Below are 12,613 nucleotides of genomic sequence, written 5' to 3'. Positions count from 1 at the left end.
CGAACTCCGTTCGATTATTCGCCGCACGGCGGCTCACCCCTTCGGGGCCAGCGCGGCAAGCGCGCTGTTCAACGCCTGCGGCGTTAGTCCGAGTCCGGGCACCACTATTTAAAGAACCTGCCCACAAGGCGGTTTTTTGCTTTTGGGGAGCCAGCACTAGCTTCCCTTCAAAGTCCCCTCCCCCTCTCTGCCAGAAAAAATTCATTGCCAGGGATTTTGCCTGCCCCACGCTCTCTCGCATCAATTGCCTGAGCGTAGGTCCGCTTGTTTTGCGGGAAAACCCTTATCACCAGCGTCGTTGAAAAAATAATCTATTTGTCTGTTAGTAGGGAAAGATAAAAAAAAGCCGAAGAATTTTAATAAACTTATAATGTGGCGTATTTCTCAGATTGTTTATGAATGAGTAAATAAATTAATACCTATTAAAATGCAAAAAAACACTCTCGACAATTATTATTTCTGGCGTAAGCAGCAAAAGGAATGAAGATGCTGAGTAACGGAGCAAAAGATTATAAAGCTAAGCTATTTGAAAATCATGATGAGAATATTCATTTTCTTTTGAATACTCCACTCTCCCTTCAGCGCCAGGTCTGGGAGTCTGCAGCCATAAAGGCAACACTACCTGCGGGTGTATGCATCGAAACGGTTAACGATACAGAGATAACTGCGGAATGGATTTCATATCCCGATTCGATAAATACCAGGATTATTCTCTATTTCCACGGCGGTGGAAATTCTCAGGGATCGTGTCTGACTCACAGAAAACTCGCTGCCTGTCTCGCACAATATTCTGGTTGCCGAACTCTGGTACTGGAATATCCTCTGGCGCCAGAAAATCGATTTCCTGCGGCCTTATTAAATTGTCATCAGGCCTATTTATGGCTGCTTGCTAATGGTTATTCAGCAGAGGACATTATCCTCGCGGGAGACTCCAGCGGTGGTGGACTGGTCATGTCGCTTTTACTCCTGTTAAAACAGCATCAAGATCCTTTGCCGGACTCGTCTGTTCTGCTGTCTCCCATGTTAGATTTCACACTTTCTGGTAAGAGCATAACGCTGTGTAAGGATCTCGATCCGCTGCTTTGCATAGAAGACCTGATAATGACCGTGAAATACTACTGTTCGGACAGTGAACGAAGCGATCCTCTTGTCTCTCCCCTGTTTGGTGATTTGTCTGGACTTCCTCCCGTATTTATTCAGGTGGGAAGCGAGGAGTTATTGCGCGATGATGCATTACGCCTCTCCCGATATGCTAAAAAGGCTGGGATGCAAGTTGAGCTTGAGATATGGGACGGGCTCTGGCATGTATTTCAGTCATCGGTGGGAAAGGTACCTGAAGCGGATGAGGCGTTACAAGCCGTAGCTAAATTTATCCGAAGGAGAGAGTCATTGCCGTGAAACGTGGCTCTCAACAAAACTATGCGCCCCCATAAAATATACGCGATTTTGTGACTCTCTATTTAGAGGCATAACGAAAGTGGTCCTTCTCTTTCTCTGACTGACGGCAGATACCTCTTCCTGTGCCTCTTTCCCTGCCCGATAATACCTCTACGCATAATCATTTGTCCTTGTTATTTAATAACTCGCCCACAGCCGGTAGATTTCAGGCGTCAATAAAGATCAACCTGCTCGAGGATTTCCAGGGTTTTCGGTAGCGCGTCACGCCATGGTCTACAGTCGCCAGGCTTAATGTTGGGTTTGTTTTTACCATGAAAGTCACTGCCGCAGGTCGCCAGCAGCGATTTATCCAGCGTGTAGTGATAAAGTTCGCGACATAGCTCCTCATCATGATAGCTGGAGAACACTTCCACGCCGCGTACGCCAAGCGGCAACATCTGTTCAATCACCGCCAACGGCTTTTCCTTCACGTTAGCGCCGATATGCGCAATGACCGGAATGCCGCCGTTGTCGATTATCAGCGCCGCCATCTCCGCCATCGGCGGCAATTCCACCGTCACCTGGCAGGGTTTGCCTCGGCCAAAAAAGTCCCAAAAAAAGTTAATTAACGGCATATCGCTGCGCGCATTCCCCGCGCGGTAAGGCAGCAGCAGATCATGATTCAGGTTGCGCGCATCCTCTAAAATAAGTTCTGCCATCTCCTCTTCCTGCGGGACCCGATCGCCGGCCATAGCATACAGGCGCTCTTCATCAAGCTGGAACCCCAGCGCCCGCAGTTTCTCCAGCTTTAGTGGCGTCGCGGCAGTTTCCAGACGATGGAAGTTGTGTTCGACGGCATCAAAATCCCGGCTGTCTCGACGAAAACCGTAGCCCAGCAGATGATAATTATTGCCCGCAAACACGCAGTCGATTTCAATCCCGGTCATCACGCTTACGCTATTTGCTCTGCCATAGCGAATAGACTCCTCAACGGATCGCGCCGTGTTGTGATCGGTTATCGCCAGGGCCGCAAGATTCGCCGCTTTAGCCATGGTAAGCAGATCGCTGACCGGGAAATCGGCATCGTTGCTATATGCCGAATGCATGTGCAAGTCGATTAATTTCATGACTTCTCCTTTAAAAGTTTTAACATTACGCCGCTGATCGCCTGCTTTGCCCTGTTAAATCGCCGATGGTTAACGGATAGCTTTGTTTTTCAGGAAGCTAAAGTCCGTTAACGGCCCCTGGAACAATCAGGCACATCGCTTATGGCAACACACGTTCAATCCTCAATAGAAATAGATTCTTCGCAGAAAGAGGAATATGGTCTGAGGTTATTATAATTTCGAGAGAAGCGAAGTCGGCTATCTATCTTTTTCACTAACATATCGGTGGACTCTTCATTCAGGAGTTTGCAAACGTGCCGGGTATCAAGGTGCAGAATTCTGCATGCCTCAAGCGTTGGGCAGAAATTCATAGAGTGGAAAGTAATTTGCTTCTCAGTTCTGTTCACCACGGGCATTTCAACCTCTGCAGCGTGGAATCGCGTTATAAGTAAGCGGTGTGCGGTGTCTAATAAATGGCTATCGCCAATATTCAACCCGGCTTTATTTTGGCAGAACCATGCAGTACGGCGGGCAATGGAATCCGCGTTCAGCGCCTTAAGGTCTTCATCGGTTGCGTTGCGCAGATGATTAATTTCGCTGCGAACGTCAGCACGATAGAGAATTGCGCATTCCCGCCGCAGAATACCTTTATGAACAATGACCTCTGTGCCCGCCTTATCAAAAGCCTCGACGCACTGAAATGCAATCCGCCGCCGCCCTTGAGCAAGTGCATCCTGAATAGAAAAACCAAAAGCTATTTCGCTTATCCCGGACCAGGCGATGGCAAATGCGCACATAGGACAAGGCTCACTGGTGGATATCAGTATGCACCCGTTTAAATTTTTGCCAATTTTTTGGCTGGCAATTTTAATCGCGTTGATTTCAGCATGTGAGGTTGCGTCTCCCTCTGTTTCCTCATAGTCATGCGCCGCCGCAACCATCTCACCATCCTTGATGATAACGGCGCCAAAACCTTTATTCCCCTCACGCAAACTCTCTTCAGCCTCACCAATGGCAACACGCATCCAGAATTCTAGCTCCATAACCCCATTCATAAAACCACATCCCACGAGTGAATTTATTTATGGCACCTGGTGACAAGTGCTATACGCTGCGTAAAAAGATAAGATGATTAATACGCATGAGATTAGTAAAGCACTAATCACAACCACGATATAATGACGCAAATCAACGTTAAGATTATTCCAAGCACATTAAAAGACGATTATTATTTAATAAGGAATTTTCCAAATGTTATTTATATCTTATCAGACACCTCAAGAAAATCACACAACTCCTTGTTTACTATAAGTTTTACCATTTAATATGAGTAAATAAGAAAATTTAAGACGAGATAAGTTTGAATTTCTGAACAATCAGATATAGTCATTGAATACGACACATCATGAGTGAAATGCTTACGGGAGTTATCATGGCTATCTTCATCATCAGCAATAACCAGTATCTTCGAGATGGCATTATCTGTGTCGGACAATATAACGCGATGGAAATCAAAAGCTGTCAGTGTGACGACCCGCAACTCGATCGTTTAAACTATGAAGATATTGTTATCCTGCATCTGAGTTTAGAAAACAAATGCAACGCCAGCAAACTTTCCTCGTTAAACCAGCGATGCAAAGTATTACTGATTCTGAGTTCGTCGCAGCAAGCACTCATCTGTGATGCAGATACCGTGATAAATGCTAAAGCGCCACCGGAAGTCATAATGAAAGCGCTCCGCTGCCTGATCAGACGGGTTAAGTGTAAACCGACCAAAAACCAGCGCTTAAGCAAAATTGAAAAAATCATTCTCAACAAAAGCCTTGAAGGTAAAGATACGCATGTTATCGCTGAATCTCTATCGCTCACCAGTAAGATCGTCAGCAATTACAGATATGTGGCCTGTCGAAAAATTGGCGCAGGGAAGCTAACTGATTTACTCATTATAAAAGACCATTTAAAGGACGATTATGCCAGATAATTGTGGATGATAAGCAAGCCTGACTCATCATCCGTACCGTTAATTAGCACAATACAGTAGCGGTCGTGACCCAATTTTTATCAGAAAGCTATGCTCATTTTGCTTTGAAATAATATAGCTTATTTTTTCATTTGGATAAACGTAAAAGTCAGGCAGGATGCTGGCCAGGAACTCATCCGACACAGAGTCAATGTTACCGTATCGGTTTATTTCTCTGGAGTGGAAATGGTAAGTTTCATGATTTTTGACCATATCATAGATGACATCTCTTCTGATATGGCCCTGCAGTTTCCCGCCATCCAGATAGCTACCGCTGACCGCAACGGTACCCTTACGTTCAGCAAGTGAATACATGAAATTTAAGGTCAAATTAGTTTGTGTATTATCCTTGAAGACCACGAGCGATGCCGTACACTCTTCCTTATGATTTATTTTATCGTTCACAAAATTATAGATCCCCCCTGCCAGAGCGCCAGAAATAAAAAAGCCAATCACAATTTTTATTTTATTCATCTACATTTCCACGAAAAGAGAGAGTAACACATCCGGCAGAAGCCTTCGCGGTGTAACTTTTTCTGCAAATCAACACTATAAGACTGGGAGACATCTGCGACATGGAAAAATAAACAAAGGGATACTTCTTACAGTCCAGTCCGGATTTGAAAATCAAAGACTTATAACTATTAAATTTATCAATGCTGGCATGATTATCATCTATGGTATAAAAATGGCAACCGCGATCGCTTTCAACTAATGTATAGCTGCTAAAAAAGTGTTTTTCATCATTAAAGTGCCAGAGGTAATGAAGAGAAAAAAAGCCCGCCAGGAAACTCAATGCCATAATCAAGAGTGTGACAGCCTTTGAGCGGACGTTTTTCTTATCAGCCGTATGCACGGTAGCTACAGATTCAGTGGTTGTTTTTTTTTCCGCAACGCTATCCTGCACCGTGAGAGCTGCATCAGCAGAACCTTCTGAATCTAAAGATATTTTTTCACGTTTTTCAATGTTAACGTTGGCATTGATATGAAAACCTTTACGCGGCACCGTCACGACTAATGAGTTATCCGTTTCCCCGACATCGCGCAGTCCACGCCTGACAATCGATATGTTTTGATACAAGGTATTTGCAGGAACCAGGATCCCCTCATCTTCCCAAACTTTTTTAAAAAAAGTCTGCTGGCTGACCAGCTTCGGTGAGGCTTCCAGTAAAAGGTCAAGGCAGTGGCTTGCCGGAGCCGTCAATGTGACGCTCAGCGCCGGGTTTTTCAACGAGATTAACCGTCTATTTTCAGGCCAAAATTCTATATTTTTGTTTATGATCCAATACATATGTCATTCGCGATTGATGTTAAAAGAGGTTAAAGCAGTAAGGAGATAATCGGTGCAACTGGAATTACATGCATTATAGCTAATTATATAATTGAAAAAAAATATTTGACCTTAAATTTTCATGCTTAACTTTTTGCTCCCGTTAAACTTCGCTAAAAGCGGCTGCGTCCTTTCGCGTATTAGACCGTTCACGGTCTTAAATTTGCTGAACGCAGGGATAAAAAACTCGGTCTTTAAATATAATAACCCCAGCAACTACAATCTGTTATTTTCCAACGAACGCGTTTTTTGCCATGCCAGTCTTATTCGCATGCCAGCACTCAAAGCCCTCTTCATCGTTAACGTAAAAACCTGACGCCCCGGATCATTCTTTTTCCTTTTAAACATCTTTTTTTGCTGACGGGACCCCGTCCCGTTGTTTTAGCGGACCCGCAAGCCGGGGGCTAATTCAATGGCTTCCAGCTTGAACAGCGAAACGGCGCGCCTCTGTCAATTACAGAAGAGGCGACATCGATTAACGACAGGCAATCGCATCAAGCTGAAAGAGCATACCTGTGGCCCCGCCAGTATGGGCAAACTCGGTTTGAATTGATTTTCTGGCGGGATAATGGCCGTTAAATCGCTGACGCATGACTTTTTCCATTAATGGGATATTCCATACGTCGCGAAACAGAGCATCAATTTTTACGACTGACTCCAGCGTCAGGCCGATAGCGTTAAGCCTTTCGCTCAAATTATCGAAAGCGCCATTTATCTGTTCCTCAATGGGCTTCCCGATGTTACCAATACAGTAACTCACAAAGACCAAACCACAGGATTCGACCACTCCGGATATTGCCCAGCTTTCATTAATTTCGTGCCTTATAATCTTACTCATCATTGATCCTTTTAAATCTTATATGACTGAAAGCCAAAATCAGGTCACGATTTGTGAGTGCATGGCAAAAACGCGCGTCCCGTGACGTATCATAAAAAAGCCATAGCGTAATATCCTGGTTTTCCAGTGTCAGGGATAAACCCGGACATGAAAGTAAAATACACTTTTCTCAAGGAAATCATCTCATTTAATGCTAAAAACTGTCACGTGCTGCCACATGAAATACCCTTAAAAAATCTTAAAGGTTCTTAAATACATTTAAAACCCCAAAATTAAATATCACAACATATTGATTAGAAAGAACATTATCGATTTCACTCCTCGCTATTAAAATAATAAAAACAGGTACTAAAAAACATTCATAAACAGTCAAGGCAAGGCACCTTGTTAATATCTATTTAAATTAAGCGGGATTTTTAAACAAAATTACAACATAAAACCCAGGACAATAACCTGTAATAAAGCCGCCCTCAACCGCCCCCCCCTGTGGTTCGATAGTAAAAAACCAGATAAATGAAGAGGTAATGTTATTAAGCATTTTGATAAGTGCGCTTCGTGCCATTTTTAGTCGACAGCAAATGTCATGCTGCAACTTTTATATGCCGGGAGAGGGATTTTTCCAGGCGTGAATTATGAGCGGTCAAACATTCTTAATAAGACGTTTTCAGGTGCATAGAAATAACGGGATCGTTATGTTGTTACCCAAGGCCGTTCATATGATATGGCTCTGTGTAACTTTATAGCAATATGCGCCGAATGCCTTCGGTTGCTTACATTAAGGATAATGATGTATGAAAAAATTATCAGCAGTTGCGTTTGCATTTGGTCTGTTATCTGTGTCTGCATCTCAGGCACTGGCTGCAGATGCCACCGTTAACTTCAGCGGAACCATTCTTCAGGAAGCCTGCCGTGTAGACACTTCAGACAGTACTGTGAACGTTCCGCTAGGCACCTACGGTGTTGCTCAATTTCCGACGGTTGGAACAACGACCCTTCCTGTTCCTTTCGCCATCAACTTAACGGGATGCCCGGTTTCAGGCGGCCCGACAGCTGCACTGGTGACCTTTTCAGGGGCAGCGGATGCGGCAGGCGACCTGGCATTGACCGGCGGCGGCGCAACCGGCGTATCTATTAATATCAAAAAGGCTGACGGCACCAATATCGATATTAACTCTACCGATTCAGGTATTGCGCTGACTAGCGCCGCGACCCAACAGCTCCGCTTTACGGCTAATTACATCAGTACTGCGGCTTCTGTCACCGCAGGCGTTGCTAACGCCGTAGCCCAGGTAAACATCTCGTATATGTAATTTTTGACATGCAGCGGAGGTGGTAACACCTCCGCTACCGGAGTATTAATGAAAGCGTTGCTTGTTTTATCTTTAATGACGTCATGTTTGACTTTTTCAATAAATAGTCATGCGGCGGTTTCGGTCGGCGGGACTCGCCTGGTTTTTCATGGCGATGAAAAAGAAGCATCGATTACTGTCAGCAATACGAACAAGGGCATTCCCGTTCTTATTCAGTCATGGGTGGACGAAGGGGAGAATAGCAAAGCTAAGGCCCCGTTTATGATTACCCCACCATTATTTCGTCTTGAGCCAGGCCAGGACAATACTTTGCGCGCCGTCTTTACAGGTGCAAACCTTGCGCAAGACCGGGAGTCATTATTCTGGCTAAACATTAAGACTATCCCTTCAGTTAAAAAAAATGAGGTACGGGGTAATACATTGCAGCTGGCGATCAAAAAAAGGCTGAAATTTATTTATCGCCCTTCAGCTGTGAAAGGTTTACCTGAAGAAAGCGGGGATAAACTTATCTGGAAAAAAGTCGGTAACCAGATCCAGGTGACTAACCCGACGCCGTTTTATATGAACTTCAGCGTCATTACGGTGGGCGGAAAGATATTTAAACCCACCTTACCAGAACAGACCTATGTGGCACCAGCAACAGAACGACTATTTACTATTCCAGCAGGGGCAGTCGGTAACACCGTTAGCTGGAAAATAATTAATGATTACGGTACGAGTGGCAAAGAGTTTCACTCAAAATATTAATTTTTTCTGTTCACATCTGATTAACAGGTATGGAATTTTGGACCAGTTCAATTTCAATATAAAATATACATGCCTCTTGATTATGTCTGCGCTATTCAATGCTCCAGGCATATCATTTGCAGATGAGTTTTTTAACCCTGCTTTGCTTGAGGTTCGCGAAGGGGATGGCGCGCCGACGACAGACCTCTCCGTATTTGAAGTCGTCAATGGGCAGCCAGCAGGAAACTACCGTGTAGATATCTACGTCAATAACGAAATGGTGACCGCAGATGCCCGCGATGTGATGTTTTCAAAGAACAAGGATGGAAAGCTGGATCCCTGCGTCACCCTGGCAGAACTTAGCCAATGGGGAATTGATACCGCCTCATTTCCAGAACTTGCCGTCAATGATAGCGAATGCGCCAATCTTGCGGGTATACCGGATGCATTTGCCGACTTTCAGTTTAACCGCCAAAAGCTGAATCTGAGTATCCCTCATGCGGCAATGAATACGCGCAGCCTGGATGAAGTGCCCGTTGAACGTTGGGATGAAGGTATTCCAGCCCTCCTCCTCAATTACAACATGAATAGCTATCAGAGCCGATTTAAGGGTGCAGAGACTTATGAGAGCACGTATTTGAACCTGCGTCCCGGTCTCAATATCGGTCCCTGGCGTCTGCGCAACTACACCACCTTTGAGCATAGTAATCAGAGTGGAAGTAAATGGGACAACGTCTATAGCTATCTTCAGCGGAATATTATCTCTTTGCGCAGCCAGCTGACGTTAGGCGACAGTTCAGCACCAGCTGATGTCTTCGATAGCGTGCCGTTTCGTGGTTTTCAGATGGCCTCGGACGACGACATGCTGCCTTCCAGCGTACGTAACTACGCGCCTGTGATTCGAGGGGTTGCCCGCAGCAACGCCCTGGTCACCATCCGTCAGAACGGCTACGTGGTCTATGAGACCAAAGTGGCGCCGGGGGCGTTTGAGATCTCCGATCTGGCCTCCACCGGGGGAGCAGGCGATCTTGACGTGACCATCAAAGAAGCCGACGGCAGCGAGCAGCACTTGCGCATCCCCTACGCATCTTTGCCTGTTCTACAGCGTGAAGGTAAGTTTCGCTATAGCGTAACGGGCGGTCAATTCCGCTCCTACGATTCTCGCACGGAAAAAAACCTGTTTGTTCAGGGGACCGGAATTTACGGCCTTCCATGGGGCTTTACGCTCTACGGCGGCGTGCAAAACGCAGGCAATAAATATCAGTCATATGCGTTGGGTGTGGGTAAGAATATCGGTAGCTGGGGCGCCTTTTCCGCCGACGCCATCCATTCCCGATCCATGTCGACCGATACCGGCAGGCAACAGGGCCAGTCGCTCCGGGTACGCTATAGCAAAAATTTCCTGCAGACGGGAACGAACTTTACCATCGCCGGCTATCGCTATTCCACCTCCGGATTTCGCTCGCTGGAAGAAACGCTGGGGACCTACCGCAGCGATAATAACATTCCTTCTTATATCACCGATCGCCGGCGCAACCGTGCAGAGCTGTCGCTGAATCAGGATCTTGGCGATAACTTTGGAGCGTTGAATGCATCCTTGATTAGCGAGGATTACTGGCAGAAAGAACGTAACAGCCTGTCGGCGAACCTGGGGTATTACAAAAATTTCAACGCGATTGGTATCAGTCTGAACTACTCCTGGAACCGGAATACCGGACGGTATGGCCATGCCGAACAGGATAATGTGGTCTCCTTTGAAATCAATGTGCCGCTGGATAAATTCCTCAACCGGACATACGCCTCATACGGGACAACCCATGCGAGTGGAAACGGGACCAGCCACAACCTGCGACTGAATGGTTCAGCCTTTGAGGATGCCAGTCTTGACTGGGGGATAAACGCGACGCACGCCGGGCGCAGCGAACAACAAGTCGTCGGGGGCAACGTCAGTTGGAAGGCAAGCTACGGAACGTTAAATGGTTCCTACAGCCGCAGCCGCGACAGTCAACAGCTGGGGTATGGCATAGCCGGTGGGGTAGTGATTCATGAGAATGGTATCACGCTGTCCCAATCGCTGGGTGAAACCATCGGGTTAGTTAAGGCTCCTGGCGCTGAAGGCATTGGCATCAATAACTACGCCGATATCTCTACGGACAGCCGGGGCTATGCGGTTGTTCCTTATCTGACACCCTATCGCCGCAATGATATTAGCCTGAATAGCAAGACCCTGCGGGACGATACCGATATCACCTATATGACCAATAAAGTTGTCCCCACCCGCGGGGCTATTGTCAGGGCGGAGTATAAAACCGCCATTGGCCACCGTGTCCTGATGACATTAACGCTGCCCGACGGTAAACCGGTCCCCTTTGGCGCAATGGCGTCGCTGCTTAAAAGTGAAGAAAACGCGTCAATTGTCGGTGATGGCGGAGAAGTGCTGCTGAGCGGTTTACCGCAAAAAGGGACGCTGCAGGTGAAATGGGGGAATGGCCAGGGGCAGGAAACCGCCTGCCGGGCGGATTATATAGCCCATAAATCTGCTGGCGCATCCGGTCTCTGGAACGCGACGAGCGTCTGTCAATAATTCTGCGCCCTTGGGCGAAGTAAATAGCACTCCTTACGAGGAAGAACAGAATGAAGTGGTTTGTGTTTATGTTCGTTGCCATCGCAGCGACGCTGATGGTCACCCCTGAAGCCAATAGCGGATCGTTTGATCCGGTAACCGGCGCTTATACTACGGATCCGATAACCGTCACGCTGACGCCAAGGACCGTTACGGCCAGCGCGTCGGTAATCGCTAATGGTGAAAGGGTTTACTGGACCGGCAATAATTATACTCAACGTGGAGGACCATTTTACTGGGGGCCGCATACCCATACAATGAGCAGTTCTGCTATTGCCACAACCGCCGCAACAAATATTAACGCAACTGGGGTATGCTCAGCATCTGCCAGCGGTACATCGCTTACCATAAGCGGATGCTTCTCCTTTATGGAGCCTTATATGATCTACATGGGCAAAAGCGCCTCTTGTAAATCGTTTTATAGTGTACTGAGCAATATAAATTCTTTAACGAATTTTGGGGAATTTGTTGGTCTGACCTTTAATTTAGGTTCTACTCAACGAGATTACTCATTAAGTAAATCAGCAATATCAAGCGTCAATACGACTTCTGTTACTTATCCGCGCCAGACGGTCGGGCCATTTCAAGTATCGTCTTCTCCGTATGACGCCAACATGAGGGCGACACTCACCGCCAAAACACCACCTTATGTTTATTTCAACTGTTCCGTACCACAAGGTGCGAGCTTAACTCTGAGCACAGCGACAGTCATCGCGCGGGCTTTTGAGATGGTAACCACGGTCAACAAACCCGCCTATGCTCCGACGATTAGTTACTCGCCGGCGCTTCCTATAACCAATACTATCGCCGTTAATATCCGCAATATTGCTGCGATAGAAATTCTCCCCAGCACGGTATTCAACACCGGAACTATCTCCGCCTGGCGCACAACCTATATGGAACAACCGCTTACCGTAACCGGACAGGGCAATATAACCCGCAATTTTGGCGCATCGGAAAACTTTAACGTTCTTGAATCATGGAGCTGCGCGACAACAGGGCAAATCGACTTTCGAATAATGCGCGACAATACCAACGCCAACGTCTGTTCGGGCGCCACCTATACCCACCCCGTGCAGACGCCACAGTCGTTGACGGCGCAGTGGAAAGCGCAAAGCTCGAACGCCTCAGGCGCCTGGAGCGCCAGGGCAACGGTCACCTTTACGCTACCCTAGATTATTGGCTTAATCGTTAACGCCCGGCATCGCTTTATACTGGCGATGTCGCCGATGGCAAGAGCGCGCCCCGCCTGTCGCTCAAAGAGAATCACCCCGACACGGCGG

At 46.8% G+C, this 12,613-nt stretch carries 11 protein-coding genes; 6 read left to right on the top strand and 5 right to left on the bottom strand.

Going from position 1 to position 12,613, the window contains the following annotated elements; genetic code table 11:
• Positions 1 to 486: 486 nt before the first annotated feature.
• On the top strand, positions 487 to 1,398 hold the full coding sequence (locus tag ABLV11_RS16600) for an alpha/beta hydrolase (protein ID WP_004105750.1): 912 nt from the start codon (positions 487 to 489) through the stop codon (positions 1,396 to 1,398).
• 212 nt (positions 1,399 to 1,610) lie between these two features.
• Here the strand turns inward: ABLV11_RS16600 and ABLV11_RS16595 are convergent, their stop codons facing one another.
• On the bottom strand, positions 1,611 to 2,504 hold the full coding sequence (locus tag ABLV11_RS16595; RefSeq protein ID WP_224329762.1) for a PHP domain-containing protein: 894 nt from the start codon (positions 2,502 to 2,504) through the stop codon (positions 1,611 to 1,613).
• A gap of 155 nt (positions 2,505 to 2,659) precedes the next feature.
• Positions 2,660 to 3,526, bottom strand: a complete 867-nt coding sequence (locus ABLV11_RS16590; RefSeq protein ID WP_224329761.1) for a nucleoside deaminase — start codon at positions 3,524 to 3,526, stop codon at positions 2,660 to 2,662.
• Positions 3,527 to 3,915: 389 nt separating this feature from the next.
• Here ABLV11_RS16590 and ABLV11_RS16585 point away from each other — a divergent pair, with 389 nt between their 5' ends.
• Entirely contained in the window at positions 3,916 to 4,464 is a 549-nt protein-coding gene (locus tag ABLV11_RS16585; protein ID WP_224329760.1) for a LuxR C-terminal-related transcriptional regulator, read from the top strand.
• A 39-nt stretch (positions 4,465 to 4,503) separates the two neighbouring features.
• On the opposite strand, the gene ABLV11_RS16580 is transcribed toward ABLV11_RS16585, so the two are convergent.
• The 3 genes from ABLV11_RS16580 to ABLV11_RS16570 all read right to left on the bottom strand — a co-directional run bounded on the left by ABLV11_RS16580 (position 4,504) and on the right by ABLV11_RS16570 (position 6,674).
• Positions 4,504 to 4,977: a hypothetical protein gene (locus ABLV11_RS16580; RefSeq protein WP_142477691.1), complete on the bottom strand. Its 474-nt coding sequence runs from the start codon at positions 4,975 to 4,977 to the stop codon at positions 4,504 to 4,506.
• The gene (locus ABLV11_RS16575) at positions 4,970 to 5,794 is read right to left on the bottom strand and encodes a transcriptional regulator (RefSeq protein WP_142477692.1); all 825 of its coding nucleotides are present in this window, start codon (positions 5,792 to 5,794) and stop codon (positions 4,970 to 4,972) included. The genes ABLV11_RS16580 and ABLV11_RS16575 overlap by 8 nt, the downstream gene beginning before the upstream one ends.
• A gap of 514 nt (positions 5,795 to 6,308) precedes the next feature.
• Positions 6,309 to 6,674, bottom strand: coding sequence for a RidA family protein (locus ABLV11_RS16570; protein WP_224329758.1), 366 nt, complete (start codon positions 6,672 to 6,674; stop codon positions 6,309 to 6,311).
• 788 nt (positions 6,675 to 7,462) lie between these two features.
• Between ABLV11_RS16570 and ABLV11_RS16565 the strand changes: the two genes are divergently transcribed.
• From ABLV11_RS16565 to ABLV11_RS16550, 4 genes are all read left to right on the top strand, one after another.
• The gene (locus ABLV11_RS16565; protein WP_224329756.1) at positions 7,463 to 7,981 is read left to right on the top strand and encodes a fimbrial protein; all 519 of its coding nucleotides are present in this window, start codon (positions 7,463 to 7,465) and stop codon (positions 7,979 to 7,981) included.
• Between the two features lie 48 nt (positions 7,982 to 8,029).
• A complete protein-coding gene (locus ABLV11_RS16560) occupies positions 8,030 to 8,728 on the top strand; it encodes a molecular chaperone (protein ID WP_224329754.1) in 699 nt (232 codons plus the stop codon).
• 82 nt (positions 8,729 to 8,810) lie between these two features.
• Positions 8,811 to 11,291 carry a fimbria/pilus outer membrane usher protein gene (locus tag ABLV11_RS16555; protein ID WP_228288857.1) on the top strand — a complete coding sequence of 827 codons (2,481 nt, stop codon included), beginning with the start codon at positions 8,811 to 8,813 and terminating at the stop codon, positions 11,289 to 11,291.
• Positions 11,292 to 11,341: 50 nt separating this feature from the next.
• Positions 11,342 to 12,505: a hypothetical protein gene (locus ABLV11_RS16550; RefSeq protein WP_185938803.1), complete on the top strand. Its 1,164-nt coding sequence runs from the start codon at positions 11,342 to 11,344 to the stop codon at positions 12,503 to 12,505.
• Positions 12,506 to 12,613: the final 108 nt, after the last annotated feature.

The sequence above is a fragment of the Klebsiella sp. GW_Kp181 genome (assembly GCF_040062315.1).
GTDB lineage: Bacteria > Pseudomonadota > Gammaproteobacteria > Enterobacterales > Enterobacteriaceae > Klebsiella > Klebsiella oxytoca.
The sequence above is the reverse complement of the archived record's forward strand: the minus strand, read 5'-3'. Positions and strand labels throughout refer to the sequence as shown.